Annotated in this window: 20 protein-coding genes and 1 pseudogene; 14 read left to right on the forward strand and 7 right to left on the reverse strand. The window is 70.9% G+C overall.

The window, feature by feature from the left end; genetic code table 11:
• From CSC68_RS06665 to yidD, 3 genes are all read right to left on the reverse strand, one after another.
• The coding region (locus CSC68_RS06665) for a M23 family metallopeptidase (protein ID WP_162202746.1) at positions 1-800 on the reverse strand (800 nt) is incomplete at its 3' end.
• Positions 800-2,152: a dihydroorotase gene (locus CSC68_RS06670; RefSeq protein WP_162202747.1), complete on the reverse strand. Its 1,353-nt coding sequence runs from the start codon at positions 2,150-2,152 to the stop codon at positions 800-802. The genes CSC68_RS06670 and CSC68_RS06665, both read right to left, overlap by 1 nt.
• Positions 2,152-2,394 carry a membrane protein insertion efficiency factor YidD gene (gene yidD / locus CSC68_RS06675; RefSeq protein ID WP_162202748.1) on the reverse strand — a complete coding sequence of 81 codons (243 nt, stop codon included), beginning with the start codon at positions 2,392-2,394 and terminating at the stop codon, positions 2,152-2,154. The genes CSC68_RS06670 and yidD overlap by 1 nt, the downstream gene beginning before the upstream one ends.
• 107 nt (positions 2,395-2,501) lie before the next feature.
• On the opposite strand from yidD, the gene dksA reads away from it, so the two are divergent.
• Positions 2,502-3,617, forward strand: coding sequence for an RNA polymerase-binding protein DksA (gene dksA, locus CSC68_RS06680; protein ID WP_162202749.1), 1,116 nt, complete (start codon positions 2,502-2,504; stop codon positions 3,615-3,617).
• 482 nt (positions 3,618-4,099) lie between these two features.
• Here dksA and CSC68_RS06685 read toward each other — a convergent pair whose 3' ends face one another.
• The 3 genes and pseudogenes from CSC68_RS06685 to cysS form a co-directional block, all read right to left on the reverse strand.
• Positions 4,100-5,338 (reverse strand): MFS transporter, encoded by a 1,239-nt coding sequence (locus CSC68_RS06685; RefSeq protein ID WP_162202750.1) that lies wholly within the window; start codon positions 5,336-5,338, stop codon positions 4,100-4,102.
• A gap of 1 nt (position 5,339) precedes the next feature.
• A complete protein-coding gene (locus CSC68_RS06690; RefSeq protein ID WP_162202751.1) occupies positions 5,340-5,777 on the reverse strand; it encodes a SufE family protein in 438 nt (145 codons plus the stop codon).
• Between the two features lie 95 nt (positions 5,778-5,872).
• Positions 5,873-7,249: pseudogene (cysS, locus tag CSC68_RS06695) on the reverse strand (cysteine--tRNA ligase).
• A gap of 145 nt (positions 7,250-7,394) precedes the next feature.
• Between cysS and CSC68_RS06700 the strand changes: the two are divergent.
• The 13 genes from CSC68_RS06700 to CSC68_RS06760 all read left to right on the forward strand — a co-directional run bounded on the left by CSC68_RS06700 (position 7,395) and on the right by CSC68_RS06760 (position 19,763).
• On the forward strand, positions 7,395-7,949 hold the full coding sequence (locus CSC68_RS06700) for a ribonuclease E domain-containing protein (RefSeq protein WP_162202752.1): 555 nt from the start codon (positions 7,395-7,397) through the stop codon (positions 7,947-7,949).
• A 305-nt stretch (positions 7,950-8,254) separates the two neighbouring features.
• Complete coding sequence (locus CSC68_RS06705; protein WP_162202753.1) at positions 8,255-9,268, forward strand: N-acetylornithine carbamoyltransferase; 1,014 nt, start codon at positions 8,255-8,257, stop codon at positions 9,266-9,268.
• 93 nt (positions 9,269-9,361) lie between these two features.
• The gene (locus tag CSC68_RS06710) at positions 9,362-10,606 is read left to right on the forward strand and encodes an argininosuccinate synthase (RefSeq protein ID WP_162202754.1); all 1,245 of its coding nucleotides are present in this window, start codon (positions 9,362-9,364) and stop codon (positions 10,604-10,606) included.
• A 1-nt stretch (position 10,607) separates the two neighbouring features.
• Complete coding sequence (locus CSC68_RS06715; protein WP_246193469.1) at positions 10,608-11,072, forward strand: GNAT family N-acetyltransferase; 465 nt, start codon at positions 10,608-10,610, stop codon at positions 11,070-11,072.
• A 2-nt stretch (positions 11,073-11,074) separates the two neighbouring features.
• Positions 11,075-11,518 carry a GNAT family N-acetyltransferase gene (locus CSC68_RS06720; RefSeq protein WP_162202755.1) on the forward strand — a complete coding sequence of 148 codons (444 nt, stop codon included), beginning with the start codon at positions 11,075-11,077 and terminating at the stop codon, positions 11,516-11,518.
• 14 nt (positions 11,519-11,532) lie between these two features.
• On the forward strand, positions 11,533-12,633 hold the full coding sequence (locus CSC68_RS06725; RefSeq protein WP_162202756.1) for an acetylornithine deacetylase: 1,101 nt from the start codon (positions 11,533-11,535) through the stop codon (positions 12,631-12,633).
• Between the two features lie 56 nt (positions 12,634-12,689).
• On the forward strand, positions 12,690-14,021 hold the full coding sequence (locus CSC68_RS06730; RefSeq protein WP_162202757.1) for an acetylglutamate kinase: 1,332 nt from the start codon (positions 12,690-12,692) through the stop codon (positions 14,019-14,021).
• A 1-nt stretch (position 14,022) separates the two neighbouring features.
• Entirely contained in the window at positions 14,023-14,631 is a 609-nt protein-coding gene (locus CSC68_RS06735) for a GNAT family N-acetyltransferase (protein ID WP_162202758.1), read from the forward strand.
• Complete coding sequence (gene argC / locus CSC68_RS06740; protein ID WP_162202759.1) at positions 14,628-15,599, forward strand: N-acetyl-gamma-glutamyl-phosphate reductase; 972 nt, start codon at positions 14,628-14,630, stop codon at positions 15,597-15,599. The genes CSC68_RS06735 and argC overlap by 4 nt, the downstream gene beginning before the upstream one ends.
• Complete coding sequence (argH, locus tag CSC68_RS06745; RefSeq protein ID WP_162202760.1) at positions 15,592-16,887, forward strand: argininosuccinate lyase; 1,296 nt, start codon at positions 15,592-15,594, stop codon at positions 16,885-16,887. Before argC ends, argH begins: the two co-directional genes overlap by 8 nt.
• 105 nt (positions 16,888-16,992) lie before the next feature.
• Entirely contained in the window at positions 16,993-17,265 is a 273-nt protein-coding gene (locus CSC68_RS06750) for a YciI family protein (protein WP_162202761.1), read from the forward strand.
• Positions 17,266-17,269: 4 nt separating this feature from the next.
• Positions 17,270-18,427 (forward strand): glutamate 5-kinase, encoded by a 1,158-nt coding sequence (proB, locus tag CSC68_RS06755; protein WP_162202762.1) that lies wholly within the window; start codon positions 17,270-17,272, stop codon positions 18,425-18,427.
• A 64-nt stretch (positions 18,428-18,491) separates the two neighbouring features.
• Positions 18,492-19,763 carry a glutamate-5-semialdehyde dehydrogenase gene (locus CSC68_RS06760; protein ID WP_162202763.1) on the forward strand — a complete coding sequence of 424 codons (1,272 nt, stop codon included), beginning with the start codon at positions 18,492-18,494 and terminating at the stop codon, positions 19,761-19,763.
• Between the two features lie 51 nt (positions 19,764-19,814).
• Here CSC68_RS06760 and CSC68_RS06765 read toward each other — a convergent pair whose 3' ends face one another.
• Positions 19,815-21,065, reverse strand: coding sequence for a CynX/NimT family MFS transporter (locus CSC68_RS06765; RefSeq protein ID WP_162202764.1), 1,251 nt, complete (start codon positions 21,063-21,065; stop codon positions 19,815-19,817).
• Between the last annotated feature and the right edge of the window lie 29 nt (positions 21,066-21,094).

Consider the following 21,094-nt stretch of genomic DNA (forward strand, 5'->3'; position numbering starts at 1 on the left):
CACCGAGATCGACACGGAGTGGTTCGGCGGCAGCGTGTGATGTGTATACGAGACAGGGCCCCCACCGCGCCGATCACCTGGCCTTGTTCGACCCGGTCGCCGACCTTCACGTCGATCCGCGACAGGTGCAGGAAGTTGGAACTGATGCCGAAGCCGTGGTCCAGCAGCAGGGTGCCGCCGGTCAGGTAGAGGTCCGGGGCGGCGAAGGTCACCACGCCGGGCGCCGGCGCCTTGACCGGGGTGCCGGTGGGTGCGGCGATGTCCATGCCCGAGTGCGGCGATCCCGGCTTGCCGTTGTAGACGCGCTGGTTGCCGAAGCGGCCGCTGATCCGGCCCTGCACCGGCCAGATGAAGCGGCGGGCGAAATCGGCGCGGTCGTCGTCGCGGCCGCGCGCGGCGGTGACCTGGGCCTGCTCGCGGGCGATGCGTTCTGCGATGGCCGGCGGCGGATCCACGGTCCTCGGGGGCACGCCATCGACGCGCTGCACTGGCCAGTCGCGCGGGCTGACCGCGATCCGCTGGACGCTGCGGACGCCATCCGGGCGGACCACGGTGACCTCGACCGGTGCGGCCTGGTCGCGGCCGACGCCGAACACCACGGTGCCGTAGCCGGTGGTGCGCAGCACGCGACCGGCGTATTCCACACGGCTGCCGGGCGGCACCTTGCCGATCACCATCGAGCCCTGCGGCACGCTGGCCGGGAACACCACCCGGGTATCGTCCTGGGCCGGGGCGGGCAGGGCGAGGGCGAGCATCGCGGCCAGCAGCGCCCGCCGCGTGGCACGCAGGACAGGCCGCATCAGCGGGCGAACTCCAGGCGACGGCCCGCGGGGGCGCCGACCAGTTCGCGGCCGTTCCAGACCAGCTGGCCGTTGACCCAGGTCGAGGCGATGCGCGAGCGGAAGGTGGTGCCCTCGAACGGCGACCAGCCGCACTTGGACAGCACGTCCTCGCGGCGCACGGTCAGCGGGGCGTCGTCCACCAGCACCAGGTCGGCCCAGTAGCCCTCGCGCAGGAAGCCGCGCTCGGCGACGTCGAACAGCTGCGCCGGGGCATGGCTGGCCTTCTGCACCACCCGGGTGATGTCCAGCCTGCCCTCGTGCACCAGCTCGATCGCCGCCAGCAGCGCGTACTGCACCAGCGGCAGGCCGGAAGGCGCCTGCAGGTAGGGCTTCTCCTTCTCCTCCAGGGTGTGCGGGGCGTGGTCGGTGGCCAGCACGTCGATCACGTCGTCCACCAGCGCCTGGGTCAGCGCGGCGCGGTCGGAGGCGTCCTTGATCGCTGGATTGCACTTGATGAGGTTGCCAAGCCGCGCGTAGTCGGCGCGGTCGAAGCGCAGGAAATGGATGCAGGTCTCGGCGGTGATCTTCTTGCGCACCTTGCCGTCGGCGCCCACCAGCGGGCCGCGCTCGAACAGCGCCAGCTCGTCGGCGGTGGAGATGTGCAGCACGTGCAGGCGGGTGCCGTGCCGGCGCGCCAGTTCCATGGCCAGGCGGGTGGACTTGATGCAGGCCTCGCGCGAACGGATGTCCGGGTGCATGGCGGCGGTCAGGCCGTCGGCGCCGTACTTTTCCTTGAACTCGGCCATCGTGCGGTCGATGGTCGGGGTGTCCTCGCAGTGGGTGATGATCGGGGTCGGGGCCTCGCGGAAGATCCCGTCCAGGGTCTCCGGGTTGTCGACCAGCATGTTGCCGGTGGAAGCGCCCATGAACACCTTGATGCCCGGCGCGGTCTTCGGATCCAGCGAGCGCACCGCCTCGAGGTTGTCGTTGCTGGCGCCCAGGTAGAAGCCATGGTTGCCCCAGGCCCTGCCGGCGGCCGCCGCGTACTTGCCCTCAAGCGCCGCCGCGTCGAGCGTGGGCGGGTTGGTGTTGGGCATGTCCATGAAGCTGGTCAGGCCGCCGGCCACGGCCGCGGCCGACTCGCTGGCGATGTCGCCCTTGTGGGTCAGGCCCGGCTCGCGGAAGTGCACCTGGTCATCGATCATCCCCGGCAGCAGCCAGCGCCCGCGGGCGTCCACGACTTCCTCGCCCGCGCGCGCCTGCAGCCCGCTGCCGATGGCGGCGATGCGCCCGTTCTCGATGCGCAGGTCGCCTTCGGTCTGGCGTCCTTCGTTGACCAGGCGGGCGTTGGTGATGAGAGTGGAGGGCATCAGTGGTGTCCTTGGCAGGAATGCGGGCGCTCGGGAACCGGGTCGTAGCCGCCGGGGTGGAGGGGGTGGCAGCGGCCGATGCGCCGCGCGGCCAGCCAGCAGCCGCGCAGCGGGCCATGCCGCTCGATCGCCTGCATCGCGTATTCAGAACAGCTGGGCACGAACCGGCAGCGCGGTCCCAGCAGCGGGCTGATGAAGCGCTTGTAGAAGCGCAACAGCGCGATAAGCAGGCGTGTAGTCACCGCGGCATGATAACTGGCGACCCGTGAGGTTGCCGCCCGTGGTGGGGTGGGCTATAAAGGCGCGCTTTCCCGCACTGCCGGGGAAAACATCGGAGGAACCTTCGTACGTGGCTGCCAAGAACCCCGTGAAGAAGGCCGCCAAGCCGGCCAAGAAGCCTTCCCCCGCTGCCAAGGCGACCGGGAAGACCGCCAAGCCCGTCGCCAGGAAGGCGGCTGCAGGCAAGGCTGCCAAGCCCGTGAAGGCGGTCAAGGCGGTCAAGGCGACCAAGGCCGTCAAGCCGGCGGCGAAGAAGCCCGCCAAGCCCGTCGTGGCCAAGAAGGCCGCGGCGCCGGCGAAGAAGGCTCCGGCCAGGAAGGCCACGGCGACCAAGCCGGCTCCGGCGAAGAAGACCCCGGCCCCCAAGGCCACCAAGGCCCCGGCCAGCAAGAGCAACACCCGGCCGGTGACCCCGGCCAAGGCTGCCAAGCCGGCGGCGAAGAAAGTGGCGGCCCCCGCCGCGACCGCGAAGCCGGCCAGCAGCAAGACCCCCACCGCCAAGTCCACGAGGACGACCGCGCCCGCTACCCCGACCGCCAAGCCGTCCGCCGCCAAGGCAGCCCCGACGCCGAAGACGGTCGCCGCAACTCCGCAAGAAAAGCCAGTGCCCGCACCGAAATCCCCCAGCTCCAACGCTCCGGCCAAGCCGGTCCCGACCGCCCCGGGGACCCCGGGCAAGGTCGCCGTCGCCGTGGTGTCCAAAAAGACCGACAATGTGAGCCCGGCCCCCACCCGCAGGAAGGTCGTGGAATACAAGATCGACGAAGCCACCGGACGTCCCATCCTTCCGGAAGGCTACAAGCCCTCGCCCGACGAGGAGTACATGAACCCGCTGCAGCTGGAGTACTTCCGGCAGCGGCTGCTGCAGTGGCGCGCCGACCTGGTCGAGGAGTCCAAGCAGACCATCGAGAACCTCAAGGACGAAGTGCGCGACATCGGCGACGAGGCCGAGCGTGCCACCCGCGAGACCGAGAACTCGCTGGAACTGCGTACCCGCGACCGCTACCGCAAGCTGATCGGCAAGATCGACAGCACGCTCAAGCGCCTGGAGGCCGGTGACTACGGCTACTGCGTCGACACCGGCGAGGAGATCGGCCTGGAGCGCCTGGAGGCGCGCCTGACCGCCGAGCGCACCATCGACGCCCAGGAGCGCTGGGAGCACCTGCAGAAGCAGCAGGGCGAGTAAGCCCGCTCCCGCAGGCCTGACGACAAAGCCCGCCTCCCGGCGGGCTTTGTCTTTTTAGCCCCTCGCCGACGGGGGCGGGGAACGGGCGGCGCTTCTCCAACGCCGCTGGCACCACGACCCCACCTCCGCTCCCTCTCCCGGTGGGAGGGGTGCATTGCGTAGCCCGGGCAGGCGAAGCGCACCCGGGGATTCCCCGGTGCGCCAAGGTGGATACCTGCGACACAAGCGCAAAGGACAAACGAAGCCACGGCCTGGAAGCGCCCGAAGACGCGCCATGCCGGGGGCGTGGGGCAACCAGGCCACGGATGGCCCGCGGTGGCGCGTTGGAGCAGGAGGCGCGCGATGCCATGCCCCGGTGCGGCGCGGCTCCGTCCGGGGTCTGCGGCACCCCATGGCGGCCGCCTCCGCCATCGCGGCGCGTCACCGGACGGCGGCCCGGCAAGGCCGTCGGTCTTCGTTGGGCCATGCGGGGCGCGGGTGGGTCAGAGCTTCCGCAGATCCAGCCGCCGCAACTTCGGCGCCTTGACCGCGGTGGTGGCGACCACGCCCAGGGTGACGCAGCCGCCCAGTACCACCGCCGGCACCAGGCCCAGCAGGCGCGCCATCGAGCCGGCATAGAACGCGCCCAGTTCGTTGGACGAGCCGATGAAGATGCCGTTGATCGAAGCCACCCGGCCGCGCATGCCGTCGGGAGTGACCAGCTGCATGATGGTCGAGCGCAGCACCACCGACACGCCGTCGCACACCCCCGACAGCAGCAGGAAGAACGCCGACAGCCAGAAGTGCCGCGACAGGCCGAAGCCGATGATGCACAGGCCGAAGCCGGCCACCGCCCACAGCAGCAGGCGGCCGGCGTTGCGACCAGGCGTGTGCCGCGCCAGCACCAGGCCCACCACGACCGCGCCCAGCGCCGGGGCCGCGCGCAGGATGCCCAGCCCTTCCGGACCGTAGTGCAGGATCTCGTGGATGAAGGCCGGCGCCAGGGAGATCGCGCCGCCGAACAGCACCGCGAACAGGTCCAGCGCCTGCGCGCCGAGCATGACCTGGTTGCCGAACACGAAGCGCAGGCCCTCGCCGATGCTGGCGAACACCGGCGCGCGCGGTCCCGCCGCCGGTGGCTCCTCGACCCGCAGCGCCAGCAGCACGGCGCCCGAAGCCAGCGCGAGCGCGGCGGCGACGCCGTAGGCGACGGTCTTGCCGGCCAGTCCGACCAGCAGGCCGCCCAGCGCCGGGCCGCAGACCAGGCCGATCTGGAAGGCCACGCTGCCGATGCTGGGGCCGCGTGCGAACTGCGCGCGCGGCAGCACCCGCGCGAACAGGGCGGTGTAGACCGGGGTGAGGAAGGCGCGGACCAGCCCGGTCAGGACGATGGCCGCGTAGATCGGCCAGGTTGCGCCCGGCGCGATGCGGCCGGCGGCGACCAGCATCAGCAGCACGGCGGTGGCGCACAGCCCGGCGGTGGCCAGCGCGCCCAGCCGGCGCTTGGGCAGGTGGTCGACCAGGTAGCCGGCGAACAGGGCCATGCCGATGTACGGCAGCACCTCGGCCAGGCCGACCAGGCCCAGGGCGAAGGTGTCGCGGGTCAGCTCGTAGACGTGCCAGCCGACGGTGACCGCGACGATCTGGTAGGACAGGATCGCGAACAGGCGGTAGCCGAGCAGGATCCGGAAGCTGCCTTCGCGCAGCGGCGAACGGAGCAGGCTTTCCGGAGCCGCTTCCACCTCAGGCCTGGGCGCGCGCGGTGTCGCGGATGAAGGCCAGCAGCGAGGCCAGGCCGTTGCTGCGGGTCGGCGAGAGGGGCCTGGCCAGCCCGATGTCGGCGATGTAGTCCGGCTCGGTGGCCAGGATTTCCTCCGCCGGACGGCCGGAGTAGACCCGCAGGGCCAGGTAGATCAGGCCGGAGACGATGGCCGAGTCGCTGATCGCATGGAACTCCAGGCGATCGCGGTTGCCCTGCGGCACGATCCAGACCATCGACTGGCAGCCGTGCAGGCGGTGTTCCTCGGTCTTCCATTCCTCCGGGAACGGCGGCAGCTTGCGGCCCAGGTCGATCAGGTACTGGTAGCGCTCGGCCCAGTCGGCGAAGAACGCGAACTCGTCGCGGATGGCGGCCTGCGCCTCGGCGGCGGTGGGTTCGAGCGGGAAGGGGGTAGTGGTCACGGGTTTCTCGATGATGGTGTGGCCGTCCATGGCGCGACGTGGCGGGCCTGGGATCGCCCTGGCCGGTCATCCATGGCCGGACATCCGCAGGCGCGTCAGGCGCGCTTCCAGCGCACGCCCTGCGGCGTGTCCTCCAGCAGGATGCCCTCGGCCGCCAGCTGGTCGCGGATGGCGTCGGCACGGGCGAAGTCCCGGGACTTCTTTGCCGCGCTGCGCTCGTCAACCAGCGCCTGGATGCGGGCATCGTCGTCGCCGGAGGCGCCGCGGTTGAACCAGGCTTCCGGCGCCTGCTGCAGCAGGCCCAGGGCCAGGCCGGCGCCGAGCAGTTCGGCCTTCAGCCGCGAGCGTTCGCCGGCATCGGTCGCCTTGCGCGCCTCGCCGGCGATGCGGGCCAGCTCGGCCAGCGCCAGCGGGGTGTTGAGGTCGTCGTCCAGCGCCGCCTCGATCGCGGGCGGGATCGAAGCGGTGGCCTCGACGCCGGCCAGGTCGCGCAGGGTGCCGTACAGCCGGTCCAGGGTGCGCACCGACTGCTCGACCAGGGCGTCCGACCATTCCAGCGGCTGCCGGTAGTGGGCCGACATCAGCGCGTAGCGCAGCGCCTCCGGCGGGGGCGCGCGGACCAGGTCGTGGACCTTCTCGATGTTGCCCAGCGACTTGCTCATCTTGGCGCCGCCGAAATTGAGCATTCCGTTGTGCAGCCAGTAGCGGGCGAACGGCGCGCCGCCGTGCGCGCACTGGCTCTGCGCGATCTCGTTCTCGTGGTGCGGGAACTGCAGGTCGATGCCGCCGGCATGGATGTCGATGGTCTGGCCCAGGTGGGCCTAGGCCATCGCCGAGCACTCGATGTGCCAGCCCGGGCGGCCGCGGCCCCAGGGCGAATCCCAGCCGGGCAGGTCGTCGCTGGAGGGCTTCCACAGCACGAAGTCGCCCGGATCGCGCTTGTACGGGGCCACCTCGACCCGGGCGCCGGCCAGCATCTCCTCGGTGTCGCGGCGCGAGAGGCGGCCGTAGTCGGCGAAGCTGGCCACCGAGAACAGCACGTGGCCCTCGGCGGCGTAGGCGTGGCCCTCGGCGATCAGGCGCTCGCACATGGCGATCATCTGCGCGATATGGCCGGTGGCGGTGGGTTCGATGTCCGGGGCGAAGTCGCCGGACACGCCCAGCGCGGCCATGTCCTCGCGGTAGGCGGCGGCGAAGTGGTCGGTGATCACCGAGATCGGCACGCCCTGCTCGGCGGCCGCGGCGTTGATCTTGTCGTCCACGTCGGTGATGTTGCGCGCGTACTTCAGGGCGCCATGGCGCCGGCGCAGCAGCGCGGCCAGGACCCCGAACACCACCGGCCCGCGGGCGTTGCCGATGTGCACGTAGTTGTAGACCGTGGGCCCGCACACGTACATGGTGGGGCAGGCGGGGTCGAGCGGCGCGAAGGCTTCGACCTGGCGCGTCAGGCTGTTGTACAGGCGCAGGGACATCGGCACGGGATACCGGGGGCGGGCCGCGCATTCTAGCCTGCGTGCCGCCGCGGGGCCCGGCCGGGCCGCTGCGGGGCTTTGGTTCAGCCCCGTGCAAGGCGTGCGCCCTACACTGTCGGCTCCGTTCGCCCCCCAACGGTACCGAATGCGACCTTCGACGCGAGTCCCCCTGCTGTGCCTGCTGAGTGCGATGGCGCTGCCGGCTGCCGCGCAGGAGAAGGACCCCCAGGGGGCGCTGCCGGAGCCCCCGATCCGGGTAGTTCCCGTCGAGAACGTGCGTTTCGACTACGCCCAGGTGCTGCGGGTGGAGCCGGTCTACCAGACCCTGCGCGCCAGCCGCACCGAGGAGCGCTGCGACGACGTGCCGGTGGTCGAGGTGCGTTCGCAGCCCAGCGGGGGCGGGGAGTCGCCGGGGGTCTTCGGGCGCATCGTCGAGTCCTTCAAGGGCATGTTCCGGGAGGAGTCGGCCCCGAAGGCCAATCCGCAGACCGCGGCCCAGGCCTCGGCGACGCCGCGCGGCGGGGCCAACTGCCGCCTGGTCCAGGTCGAGCGCCAGTTCCAGCGGCCGATCGCCTACGACGTCGATTACGTCTACAAGGGCACCAAGTACCGTTCGCGCCTGGCCGAGGACCCCGGCAACCGGCTGCGGATCCGGGTTTCGGTCACCCCCTGGGTGGGCGACGCGGCCAGTCCGCCCTGAGCGCCTCCCGCGGGCTTGCACGCGCCGCGGGTGCGTGCGACCATCGACCGCCGATGAATACCGACCTTCAGCCGCATGCTTCGAGCGCCGCCCGGATGGCCTCCGGGATGACCTCGCGTGCGCGTCGACCGGAACCCCACTTTTCCGCTGGGTGACCGGAGCGTCGTGCTGTCCGTTCGAGAACCCAGCCCCAGGCTGGGTTTTTTCGTTTCTGGCACGGCAAAGGTTTCAGGCGCAAGGGACTTCATCCGGACAAGGCACCACCCCATGCCGGTTCGCCGGCCACCACCGCAAGGGATCGATCGATGTCGCTCAAGCACTTCCTCAACACCCAGGACTGGAGCCGCCCGGACCTGGACGCGCTGCTCGCCGAGGCGGCCGCGTTCAAGCGCAACAAGCTGGGCAGTGAACTGAAGGGGCGCTCGATCGCGCTGGTGTTCTTCAATCCCTCCATGCGCACCCGCACCAGCTTCGAGCTGGGCGCCTTCCAGCTGGGCGGCCATGCCATCGTGCTGCAGCCGGGCAAGGACGCGTGGCCGATCGAGTTCGACCTGGGCACGGTGATGGACGGCGACACCGAGGAGCACATCGCCGAGGTCGCCCGCGTGCTGGCCCGCTACGTCGACCTGATCGGCGTGCGCGCCTTCCCGAAGTTCAAGGACTGGAGCTACGACCGCGAGGACCGCGTGCTCAAGGCTTTCGCCAGGTACTCGACTGTGCCGGTGATCAACATGGAGACGATCACCCATCCGTGCCAGGAACTGGCCCACGCCCTGGCCCTGCAGGAGCACTTCGGCACCACCGACCTGCGCGGCAAGAAGTACGTCCTGACCTGGACCTACCATCCCAAGCCGCTGAACACCGCGGTCGCCAACTCGGCACTGACCATCGCCACCCGCCTGGGCATGGACGTGACCCTGCTGTGCCCGACGCCGGAATACATCCTCGACGAGCGCTACATCGGCTGGGCCAACCAGAACGTCGCCGAGAGCGGCGGCTCGTTCCAGGTCAGCCACGACATCGAGGACGCCTATCGCGGCGCCGACGTGGTCTACGCCAAGAGCTGGGGCGCGCTGCCGTACTTCGGCAACTGGGAGCCGGAGAAGCCGATCCGCGACCAGTTCAAGCACTTCATCGTCGACGAGCAGAAGATGGCGCTGACCAACAACGGCGTGTTCAGCCACTGCCTGCCGCTGCGCCGCAACGTCAAGGCCACCGACGCGGTCATGGACTCGCCCAACTGCATCGCCATCGAGGAAGCCGAGAACCGCCTGCACGTGCAGAAGGCGGTGATGGCCGCGCTGGTGCGCGGCCGGTGATTCGGGATTGGGGCTTCGTGATTCGTGATTCGAAAGAGCAGGACCGGATCCCCCCTCCATTGCCTACTACTGATTTCCGAGAGAGACGCCCCCATGTCACAAGCTGCTTCCACCGATCCCGAATCCCGAATCCCGAATCCCGCGGCAGCCAGCCGCGACATCGTCCTGGCCTTCTCCGGCGGCCTGGACACCAGCTTCTGCGTGCCCTACCTGAAGGAGCAGGGCTGGAACGTGCACACCGTGTTCGCCGACACCGGCGGCGTGGACGCCGAGGAGCGCGCCTACATCGAGCAGCGCGCCGCGGAGCTGGGCGTGGCCAGCCACGTCACCATCGATGGCGGCGAGGCGATCTGGAACGGCTTCGTCAAGCCGTTCGTGCAGGCCGGCGAGGGCTACCAGGGCCAGTACCCGCTGCTGGTCTCCGACCGCTACCTGATCGTCGACGCCGCGCTCAGGCGTGCCGCCGAACTGGGCACCAACGCCATCGCCCACGGCTGCACCGGCATGGGCAACGACCAGGTCCGCTTCGACCTGGCGGTCAAGGCCCAGGGCGACTACCGCATCGTCGCCCCGATCCGCGAGATCCAGAAGGAACACACCCAGACCCGCGCCTACGAGCAGAAGTACCTCGAGGAGCGCGGCTTCGAGGTGCGCGCCAAGCAGAAGAGCTACACCATCAACGAGAACCTGCTGGGCGTGACCATGTCCGGCGGCGAGATCGACAAGTGGGAAGCCCCGGGCGAGGGCGCGCGCGGCTGGTGCGCACCGCGCAGCGCGTGGCCGGCCGACCCGCTGCGGGTGACCCTGAAGTTCGTCAAGGGCGAGGCGGTGGAGCTGGACGGCAAGCCGCTGGAAGGCGCGAAGATCCTGGCCCGCCTCAACACCATGTTCGCCCAGTACGGCGTCGGCCGCGGCATGTACACCGGCGACACCGTGATCGGCCTGAAGGGCCGCATCGTGTTCGAGGCCCCCGGCCTGACCGCGCTGCTGGCCGCGCACCGCGCGCTCGAGGAAGCGGTGCTGTCCAAGCAGCAGAACCGATTCAAGCCGGAAGTGGCGCGCAAGTGGGTGGAGCTGGTGTACGAAGGCTTCTACCACGACCCGCTGAAGACCGACCTTGAAGCCTTCCTGGCCTCCTCGCAGGAGCAGGTCAACGGCGAGGTGGTGCTGGAGACCCGCGGCGGCCGCGTGGACGCCGTGGCGATCCGCTCGCCGCACATCCTCAATGCCAAGGGCGCCACGTATGCCCAGTCGGCCGACTGGGGCGTGGAGGAGGCCGAGGGCTTCATCAAGCTGTTCGGCATGAGCAGCACCCTGTGGGCCGAGGTCAACCGCTGACGTGAGCGAAGCGGCCGCCCGCATCCTGGTACGCAGCGCCGGCATGGAGGACCTGCCGGCGCTGGCGGCGCTGTTCGACGGCTACCGCGTGTTCTACGGGCAGCCGACGGACCTGGCGCGCGCCAGCGCGTTCCTGCGCCAGCGCCTGGAGCGGGGCGACTCGCACCTGCTGCTGGCGGTGGACGGGCAGGGCACGGCGCTTGGCTTCACCCAGCTCTATCCGCTGTTCACCTCGGTGGGCACCGCGCCGATCGAGCTGCTCAACGACCTGTTCGTCGCGCCCGACGCGCGCGGCCGGGGCGTCGGCCGGGCGCTGCTGCGCAGGGCCGCCGGTGACGCGCGGGCGCGCGGCGCGTTGCGGCTGGAGCTGCAGACGACGGTGGACAACGCCGCCGCCCAGGCCCTCTACGCCAGCGAGGGCTGGGTGCGCGCCGACGGTTTCATCGGCTTCAGCAAGGGACTGTGACGATGGGCCAGCTGCGCATCAGCGACCACCGGAGCGAACTGGATGTCGACCTGATCCACCGTTTCCTCTCCAGGGAGACGTACTGGAGCAAGGGCATCCCGCGGGAGACGGTGGAGCGGGCGATCGCCGGCTCGCTGTGCTTCGGCGGCTACCTCGAAGGCGAAGGCCAGGTGGCCTTCGCCCGCGTCGTCACCGATGGCGCCACCTTCGGCTACCTGGCCGATGTCTTCGTCCTGCCGGAGTACCGCGGCCGTGGTTTCAGCAAGCAGCTGATGGCCGCGGTGATGGCCCATCCGCAGCTGCAGGGCCTGCGCCGCTTCATGCTGGCCACCTCGGACGCGCACGGCCTGTACGCGCGGTTCGGCTTCAGGGAGCCGGCCCGGCCGCGGACCCTGATGGAAATCCTGCGGCCGGACATCTACCAGTCCGCCGCCGCAACCGCCTGACAACCAGAACACCCATGACCGACCTGCTGGAATCCACCCTCGCGCACCTTGGAAAGCTGGTGTCCTTCGACACCCGCAACCCGCCGCGCGCGATCGCCGCCGAGGGCGGCATCTTCGACTACCTGCGCGCGAACCTGCCTGGCTTCAACGTGCAGGTGGTGGACCACGGCGCCGGCGCGGTCAGCCTGTACGCGGTGCGCGGCACGCCGAAGTACCTGTTCAACGTGCACCTGGACACCGTGCCGGATTCGCCGCACTGGAGCGCCGATCCGCACGTGATGCGGCGCCTGGACGACCGCGTGGTCGGCTTGGGCGTGTGCGACATCAAGGGCGCGGCCGCGGCGCTGGTGGCCGCGGCCAATGCCGGCGACGGCGATGCCGCGTTCCTGTTCTCCTCCGACGAGGAGGCAAACGACCCGCGCTGCATCGCCGCCTTCCTGGCCCGCGGCATTCCGTATGAAGCGGTGCTGGTGGCCGAGCCGACCATGGGCGAGGCGGTGCTGGCCCACCGTGGCATTTCCTCGGTGCTGATGCGCTTCAAGGGCCGCGCCGGCCACGCCTCCGGCCAGCAGGACGCGGCGGCCAGCGCGCTGCACCAGGCCGTGCGCTGGGGCGATCGTGCCCTGGACCACGTGCAGTCGCTGGCGCACGCGCGTTTCGGCGGGCTGACCGGCCTGCGCTTCAACATCGGCCGCATCGAGGGCGGGATCAAGGCCAACATGATCGCGCCGGAGGCGGAGCTGCGCTTCGGCTTCCGCCCGCTGCCGTCGATGGACGTGGACCAGCTGCTGGCGACGTTCGCCGGTTTCGCCGAACCCGCCGCCGCGCATTTCGAGGAGACCTTCCGCGGGCCGAGCCTGCCGTCGGGAGACATCGCCCGCGCCGAGGAGCGCCGCCTGGCCGCGCGCGACGTGGCCGACGCCCTGGGCCTGCCGATCGGCAACGCGGTGGACTTCTGGACCGAGGCCTCGCTGTTCTCCGCCGGTGGCTACACCGCGCTGGTCTACGGCCCGGGCGACATCGCCCAGGCCCATACCGCCGACGAGTTCGTGACCCTGGACCAGCTGCGCGGCTACGCGGACTCGGTTCACCGCATCATCAACGGCCCGCGCTGAGCCCGGACCCATTCCGTACCGGCGCCGCCGGTCCTTCCTTCCACCGACATCCGACCGTGAACGCTCCCGCAACCCCGACCCAGATCCAGACCCGCCAGACCATCGTCCGCCTGCTGTCGAGCATGGCCAGCGCCAAGGAGATCAGCCAGTACCTCAAGCGCTTCTCCCAGGTCGACGCCAAGCGCTTCGCGGTGGTCAAGGTCGGCGGCGCGGTGCTGCGCGACGAACTGGAGGACCTGACCTCCTCGCTGGCGTTCCTGCAGGAGGTAGGCCTGACCCCGATCGTGCTGCACGGCGCCGGCCCGCAGCTGGACGCCGAGCTGTCGGCCGCGGGCATCGAAAAGCAGACCGTCAACGGCCTGCGCGTGACCTCGCCGGAGGCGCTGGCGATCGTCCGCCGGGTATTCCAGGCCTCCAACCTCAAGCTGGTCGAGGCCCTGCAGCGCAACGGCGTGCGCGCCACCTCGATCACCGGCGGCGTGTTCGAGGCCGCCTACCTCGACCAGGCCACCTACGGCCTGGTGGGAGAGGTGAGGAAGGTCAACCTGGCGCCGATCGAGGCCAGCCTCAACGCCGGCTCGATCCCGGTGATCACCAGCCTGGGCGAGACCCCCAGCGGCCAGATCCTCAACATCAACGCCGACTTCGCCGCCAACGAACTGGTGCGCGAGCTGCAGCCGTACAAGATCATCTTCCTCACCGGCACCGGCGGCCTGCTCGACGAGGACGGCAAGGTGATCGATTCGATCAACCTGTCCACCGAGTACGAGCACCTGATCAGGCAGCCGTGGATCCACGGCGGCATGAAGGTCAAGATCGAGCAGATCAAGGACCTGCTGGACAGCCTGCCGCTGGAGTCGTCGGTGTCGATCACCCGTCCGGCGGACCTGGCCAAGGAGCTGTTCACCCACAAGGGCTCGGGCACCCTGGTGCGCCGCGGCGAGCGCGTGCTGCGCGCCGGGTCCTGGGACGAGCTGGACCTGGGCCGGCTGAAGGCGCTGATCGAATCCAGCTTCGGCCGCGAGCTGGTGCCGGACTACTTCCAGCGCACCGACCTGCTGCGCGCCTACGTCAGCGAGAACTACCGCGCCGCGGTGATCCTGGTGCGCACCCCCGAGGGCGTGTACCTGGACAAGTTCGCGGTGCTGGACGACGCCCAGGGCGAGGGCCTGGGCCGGGCCGTGTGGAACGTGATGCGCGAGGAGACGCCGCAGCTGTTCTGGCGCTCGCGCCACAACAACCAGGTCAACATCTTCTACTACGCCGAGTCCGACGGCTGCATCAAGCAGGAGAAGTGGAAGGTGTTCTGGTACGGCATCGACGGCTTCGACCACATCGAGCGCTGCGTGGCCCACTGCGCCACCCGCCGGCCCACCCTGGTCGGCTGACATGGACGCCGCGTTCCTGCACGCCTGGCGCGAGGCGCCCGTACTGGCGGGACGGCACGCCGTGCTCGAGCCGCTGTCGCAGGCCCACGCCGATGCCTTGCGCGTGGTCTCCGGGGAGGGCGGCCTGCACCGGCTCTGGTACACCAACGTGCCGGCGCCGGACCGGGTCGATGCCTACATCGACGCCGCGCTTGAGGCCCAGTCCGAAGGCAGGGTGGTGGCCTTCGCGGTGCGCGATGCCGCCGGCCAGGTCGTCGGCACCACCCGCATGTACGGGCTGGAGCCCGAGGTGCCGCGCCTGGCCATCGGCTATACCTGGTACGCACCGCGGGTGCAGCGCACCGGGGTCAACACCGAGTGCAAGCTGATGCTGTTGCAGCACGCATTCGAGGCGATGGGTTGCGCCTCGGTGTACTTCGAGACCAGCTGGTTCAACCAGCGTTCGCGCCAGGCCATCGCCAGGCTCGGCGCGAAGCAGGACGGCGTCCTGCGCAACCACAAGCGACACGCCGACGGGACGCTGCGCGATACCGTCGTGTTCTCCATCCTCGACACCGAATGGCCGGGGGTGCGCAGCCACCTCCGTTCCCGACTGGATTCACACGCATGAGCAGGAAGTACTCCATCGGCATCGTCGGCGCCCGCGGGCACACCGGCGCCGAACTCATCCGCCTGGTGGCGGCCCACCCGCACCTGGAGCTGGCGTTCGTTTCCTCGCGCGAGCTGGACGGCCAGCGCGTGTCCGAGCACAACGATGCCTACCAGGGCGAGCTGCGCTTCGAGAACCTGGCCCATGACCAGGTCGCGGCCAAGGGCGCGGACGTGGTGGTGATGGCGCTGCCCAACGGCAAGTCCGACGAGATCGTCGCAGGCATCGATGCCGTGGCGCCTGGCACGATCGTGGTCGACCTGTCCGCCGACCACCGCTTCGACCCGTCCTGGTACTACGGGCTGCCCGAGATCACCCGCGGCAACTACCAGGGCCAGAAGCGGATCAGCAATCCCGGCTGCTACGCCACCGCGATGCAGCTGGCGATCTGGCCGATGGTCGAGTTCCTGGCCGGCCCGCCGCAGTGCTTCGGCGTGTCGGGCTATTCCGGCGCCGGCACCACGCCTTCGGACCGCAACAACCCCGAGCTGCTGCGCGACAACCTGATGCCGTACGCGCTGGCCGACCACATCCACGAGCGCGAGGTGTCCTCGCAGCTGCGCGTGCCGGTGGAGTTCATGCCGCACGTGGCCCCGCACTTCCGTGGCATCACCATGACCGTGAACATGTGGCTGCGCGAGCCGCTGAAGGCCGACTGGGTGCGCGCGCGCTACGAGCAGCGCTATGCCGCCGAGCCGCTGGTGGACGTGCTGGAGCAGGCACCGTGGGTCAGCCGCATCGTCGGCCGCCACGGCGTGGAGATCGGCGGCTTCACCGTGGCCCCGGGCGGCAAGCGCGTGGTGGTGGTGGCCACCCTCGACAACCTGCTCAAGGGCGCGGCCACCCAGGCCATGCAGAACATCAACATCGCGCTGGGACTGCCGGAACTGGCCTCGATCCCGGCCTTCAAGGAGAGTGCCCATGGCTGATTTGCTGTGGCAGAAGCCCGGCGTGGCGGTGGACGCGCAGATCCAGCGTTTCCTCGCCGGCGACGACGTGATCCTGGACCGCGAATTCTTCCTGCACGACATCGCCGCCAGCACCGCGCACGCGGAAGGGCTGCAGCGCATCGGCATCCTTTCGGCCGACGAGCTGGAAGGCCTCAAGCGCGAGCTGGCGATCCTCGCCGACGATTTCCGCAACGGTGCCTTCGTCCTGGACGAAAGCTACGAGGACTGCCATTCGGCGATCGAGGCGCGCCTGACCGAGCGCCTGGGCGACGCAGGCCGAAAGACCCACACCGGCCGCAGCCGCAACGACCAGATCCTGGTGGCGACCCGCCTGTGGCTGAAGGAGAAGCTGGCGCGCGTGGCGCAGCTGTCGCGCGAGGTCGCGCGGGTGGCGCTGGACCGCGCCGCCGCCGAGAAGGACCTGCCGATCCCGGGCTATACCCACATCCAGCGCGCCGTGGTGTCCTCGGCGGGCATGTGGTGGGCCGGCTGGGCGGAGGCCTTCATCGACGACGCCATCCGCGCCGCCGACACCCTCAAGCTGGTCGACTGCAATCCCCTGGGCACCGCCGCCGGCTACGGCGTCAACCTCAAGCTGGATCGCGAACACACCACCGCCGCGCTGGGCTTCGCGCGCATGCAGGTCAGCCCGATCTACGCCCAGCTGTCGCGCGGCAAGTTCGAGCTGGCCGCGCTGGAAGCCCTCGGGAGCGCGACCCTGGACCTGCGCCGCCTGGCCTGGGACCTTTCGCTGTACACCACAGCCGAATTCGGCTTCGTCTCGCTGCCGCCGCAGTACACCACCGGCAGCTCGATCATGCCCAACAAGCGCAACCCGGACGTGATCGAGCTGATGCGCGCCACCCACGCCAGCGTGGCCGCCGCGCGCACCGAGATCGAGCAGCTGCTGTCGCTGCCCTCCGGCTACCAGCGCGACCTGCAGTCCTCCAAGGGCGCGATCGTGCACGGCTTCGCCCGTGGCCTGGCCGCGCTGGAACTGCTGCCGGCGCTGCTGGCCAACCTGGAGTGGCGCGAGGACAAGCTGCGCGCGGCGATCGACTCGGGCATGTATGCCACCGACGTGGCGGTCGAGGCCGCGATCGCCGGCGTGCCGTTCCGCGAGGCCTACAAGGCCGCCGCGGCCAGCGCCGACACCGCGGGGCAGGGACGCACGCCGGAGGGCAGCCTGGCCGCGCGCACCTCGCCGGGTGCCGCCTCGGACCTGCGCCTGGCGGAGCTGGAAGCACGCTGGGCCGCGCTGGCCTGATTCGACCTGCTGGCCGGCGTCGTTCGCCGGCCAGCGCAGCGGTAACGCGGGCGGGAGCCTGCCCGCGGCAGTGCACAAGCGGATCGCCGACAGGATGGACGCACCATGAAGCACTACCTCGTCATCGCCATGCGCCGACCGGGCTTCGACCCGGCCGTGGTCGCGCCGCACCTGGCATACCTGGACGACCTGCACGTGCGCGGCCTGCTGGCCAGCGCGGGTGGTTTCGCCGATGGCACCGGCGGCGCCTACGTGCTGCAGGGCATCGACAGCCTGGCCGAGGCGCAGGCCCTCGCCGATGCCGATCCGCTGGCACGGACCGGCAGTTCCGACCTGACCGTACGCGAGTGGAAGCTCGCCAACCGAGGCGACCGCTGAGCGCATGAACACCGCGTCCCCGTTGCAGAACCTGCAGGCCCTGCCGCCCTGGCGCCGGGCGGTGCTCAAGGTCGGCAGCAGCCTGCTGGCCGCCGATGGCGGTGGCGGGCTGTCGCCGCGCTTTGCCCTGGGCCTGGCCCAGTTCGTGTCTTCATCCGTGCTCGCCGGGCGCGAGGTGGTGATCGTCTCCTCCGGCGCCGTCGCCGCCGGCCGCGCCATCCTGCCGCGCGCGGCCGAGGCCGGCGCGGCCATGGCCCAGCGCCAGGCACTGGCCGCGCTGGGCCAGGCGCGGCTGATCGAGCTGTGGCAGCGCTTCTTCGAGCGTCCAGTGGCGCAGGTGCTGCTGACCCACGACGACCTGCGCAACCGCCGCCGCTACCTCAACGCCCGCGCCACGCTCAAGGAGCTGCTGGCGCTGGGCACGCTGCCGGTGGTCAACGAGAACGACACCGTCTCGGTGGACGAGCTCAAGCTGGGCGACAACGACAACCTGGCGGCGATCGTCGCGGCACTGATCGATGCCGACGTGCTGTTCATCGCCACCGACATCGATGGCCTGTACGACGCCAACCCCCGCACCAACCCGGACGCGCGGCTGGTGCCCGAGGTGGCCGAACTCGGCGCCGAGGTGCTGGCCATGGCCGGCGGCAGTGGCAGCGCGGTCGGCACCGGGGGCATGCGCCCCAAGCGGGAGGCCGCGGCCAAGGCCGGCGCGGCGGGCATCGACACGGTGCTGTTCAACGGCCGCCGTGCCGACGTCCTGCGTGAGCTGGTCCACGACCGCCTGCATGGCACCCGCATCCGCGCCGCGCGCAGCCGCATCGCCGCGCGCAAGTACTGGCTGCGGCACGCGCCGCTGGAGCGCGGCGCGCGCATCGTGGTCGACGCCGGCGCCGCCGGCGCGCTGGCCGGCAAGGGCGCCTCGCTGCTGCCCGGCGGCGTGGTCGCGGCCGAGGGCGAGTTCCGCCGCGGCGACATGGTCGAGGTGGTGGTTCGCCAGGACGGCGGCGAGCAGGCCGTCGCCCGCGGCATCAGCCAGTACTCGGCGGTGGACGTGGGCCGCATCGCCGGGCGCCACTCGCGCGACATCGAGTCCATCCTGGGCTACAACTACGGCGGCAACGTGATCCACCGCGACGACCTGGTGCTGCTGGCGTCGTAACACAGGCGCGGCCGCCCGGCCGGACGCGGGGCGGCCTGGTCCAAACCATCCGCAGGGAGCCGACATGAGCGACATCAAGACCCAGGCGCTGCAGGCACGCGAAGCCGCGCTGGCCATCGCCCAGCTGTCCACGGAAGGCAAGAACGCGCTGCTGCGCGCGATGGCCGACGCGCTGGAGGCCGATGCGGCCGCGATCCTCGGGGCCAACGCCCGCGACGTCGAGGCCGCCGCGGCCAAGGGCGTGGGCAGCGCCATGCAGGACCGCCTGCGCCTGGATGAAAAGCGCCTCAAGGGCGTGGCCGACGCGCTGCGCGAGGTGGCCGGGCTGCCTGATCCGGTGGCCCAGGTCACCCGCGCCTACGACCGTCCCAACGGCATCCATGTCGAGCGCGTGCGCGTGCCGCTGGGCGTGATCGCGATGATCTACGAGGCCCGTCCCAACGTGACTGCCGACGCCGCCGCGCTGTGCCTGAAGGCCGGCAACGCGGTGATCCTGCGCGGCGGCTCGGAGGCGATCCACTCCAACACCGCCATTGCCGCCTCGCTCAAGCGCGCCCTGCGCGAGGCGGGGCTGCCGGAGGCGGTGGTGACCCTGGTCGAGGACCTGCGCCGCGAGACCATCCTCGAGCTGATCCAGCTCAACGAGATCGTGGACCTGGTGATCCCGCGCGGCGGCGAGGGCCTGATCCGGTTCGTGGCCGAGCACGCGCGGGTCCCGGTGATCAAGCACTACAAGGGCGTGTGCCACATGTACGTGGACGCCCCGGCGGACCTGGGCATCGCCCTGGACCTGCTGGTCGACGGCAAGGTCTCGCGCCCGGCGGCGTGCAATTCGCTGGAGACCCTGCTGGTCCATGCCGACGTGGCCGCCTCGTTCCTGCCGCGCGCCGCGCGCGAGCTGCGCGGGCGCGGGGTCGAGCTGCGCGGGTGCGAGCGCAGCAGGGCGATCGTCCCGGACCTGGTGGTGGCCACCGAGGACGACTACGCCGCCGAGTACCTGGACCTGATCCTGGCGGTGCGCGTGGTCGACGACCTGGAGCAGGCCATCGGGCATATCCAGCGCTACACCTCCGACCATACCGAGGTGATCGTCACCGCCGACGCCAGCCACGCCGAACGCTTCGTGCAGGCGCTGCGCTCGGCGGTGGTGATGGTCAACGCCTCCTCGCGCTTCTCCGACGGAGGTGAGCTGGGCCTGGGCGCGGAGATCGGCATCTCCACCACGCGCCTGCACTCCTATGGCCCGATGGGCCTGGAGGCGCTGACCGTCGAGCGTTTCGTGGTCCGTGGCGAGGGCCAGGTGCGGCACCCGGACCTGCTGGCGCAGGAGGAGTAGCGCGGCCGTGGTCGTGGTGGCGTGCCGCCTGGTGCGCCGGCCCGGTACCGATCACCAGCGGTCTTCGAGGTAGCCCGGCCGGCAGGCAAGCCAGGCGCCGCACAGCATCAGGCCCACGCATGCGGCCAGGAACGCGAATGATGCGCCCCAGCCATGGGTGCGCGCGTGCAGCACGCCGAACAGCAGCGGACCCAGGCAGCTGAGCGCGTAGCCCACGCCCTGGGCGAAGCCGGACAGCGCGGCCGAGCCGGCGGGCGAGCGCGTGCGCAGGTTCACCAGGGTCAGCGACAGCGCGAAGGTGCCCGGGCCCAGGCCCAGCAGCGACACCCACAGCACCGGCGCGGCCAGCGGCGCCCAGTACAGCCCGGAGAAGCCGGACAGATGGCAGGCCGCGCACAGCAGGGCGATCGGGAACGGATTGCGCACGCGCGCGGCCAGCGCAGGCATCACCAGCGCGCCGGCCAGGCCCAGGGCGGAGAACAGCGCCAGCATCGTGCCGCCGAACGCGGGGCTGGTACCGGCCTCGACCATCAATCCCGGCAGCCAGGTGAACAGCGCATAGGTGACCAGCGAGGTCATGCCGAACATCAGGGCCATGCCCCAGCCCAGGCCGGTCTTCCACACCCGGCCGCGCACGGCCGGCGCGGCCAGTTCCGGCGCCTCGTCGCCGGAGCGCACGGCCTGGTCGTGCAGCCGCGCCAGCGGATTGCGCGGGTCGCGCTCGCGGCGCAGCCCCACCAGCCACGGCAGCAGGGCGGCGACCGCCAGCAGGCTCCACAGGCCCATCGACACGCGCCAGCCGGCCGCGGCGGCCACGGGAACGGCCAGCAGCGCCGGCAGGATGGTGCCGACCTGCAGCACGGTGATGTAGACCGAACTGAGCGTGCCCACGCGATCGGGGAAGTAGCGCTTCACCAGCGGCGGCAGGATCACGTTACCGATGCCCATGCCGGCCAGGGCCACGGCCGAGGCGACCAGCAGGGACGCGCTGGAGCCGCTCAGGGAGCGCCACAGCAGCCCGGTGGCAGCCAGGGCCATGGACAGCACCGCGGTGCGCTCCAGGCCCAGCCTGTGCGCCAGGCGGGGGGTGCCGACGCCGGCGGCGGCGAAGGCGGCGGTGGGAACCATGCCGAGCACGCCGGCCAGCGCCGGGCCGAAGCCGAATTCGTGGCCCAGCATGTCCAGCAGCGGCGTGACCGAGGTGACCGCGGTGCGCAGGTTGAAGGCGGCCAGCACGATGCCGGCCAGCACCAGCACCCGCCCGGATGTCCCGGCGGTGGCTGCGGAAGGGGAAGCATGCATTGCGATGGCCTCGCGGCGGCTGCGGTTTT

This window comes from Pseudoxanthomonas suwonensis, assembly GCF_010093235.1.
GTDB lineage: Bacteria > Pseudomonadota > Gammaproteobacteria > Xanthomonadales > Xanthomonadaceae > Pseudoxanthomonas > Pseudoxanthomonas suwonensis.

Coding starts and splice junctions, on each gene's coding strand:
- CSC68_RS06720 (WP_162202755.1), top strand. CDS start 11,075: ATGGGCCAGCTGCGCATCAGCGACCACCGGAGCGAACTGGATGTCGAC.
- CSC68_RS06750 (WP_162202761.1), top strand. CDS start 16,993: ATGAAGCACTACCTCGTCATCGCCATGCGCCGACCGGGCTTCGACCCG.
- proB (WP_162202762.1), top strand. CDS start 17,270: ATGAACACCGCGTCCCCGTTGCAGAACCTGCAGGCCCTGCCGCCCTGG.
- CSC68_RS06760 (WP_162202763.1), top strand. CDS start 18,492: ATGAGCGACATCAAGACCCAGGCGCTGCAGGCACGCGAAGCCGCGCTG.
- CSC68_RS06705 (WP_162202753.1), top strand. CDS start 8,255: ATGTCGCTCAAGCACTTCCTCAACACCCAGGACTGGAGCCGCCCGGAC.
- argC (WP_162202759.1), top strand. CDS start 14,628: ATGAGCAGGAAGTACTCCATCGGCATCGTCGGCGCCCGCGGGCACACC.
- argH (WP_162202760.1), top strand. CDS start 15,592: ATGGCTGATTTGCTGTGGCAGAAGCCCGGCGTGGCGGTGGACGCGCAG.
- CSC68_RS06735 (WP_162202758.1), top strand. CDS start 14,023: ATGGACGCCGCGTTCCTGCACGCCTGGCGCGAGGCGCCCGTACTGGCG.
- CSC68_RS06765 (WP_162202764.1), bottom strand. CDS start 21,065: ATGCATGCTTCCCCTTCCGCAGCCACCGCCGGGACATCCGGGCGGGTG.
- CSC68_RS06670 (WP_162202747.1), bottom strand. CDS start 2,152: ATGCCCTCCACTCTCATCACCAACGCCCGCCTGGTCAACGAAGGACGC.
- CSC68_RS06700 (WP_162202752.1), top strand. CDS start 7,395: ATGCGACCTTCGACGCGAGTCCCCCTGCTGTGCCTGCTGAGTGCGATG.
- CSC68_RS06725 (WP_162202756.1), top strand. CDS start 11,533: ATGACCGACCTGCTGGAATCCACCCTCGCGCACCTTGGAAAGCTGGTG.
- CSC68_RS06710 (WP_162202754.1), top strand. CDS start 9,362: ATGTCACAAGCTGCTTCCACCGATCCCGAATCCCGAATCCCGAATCCC.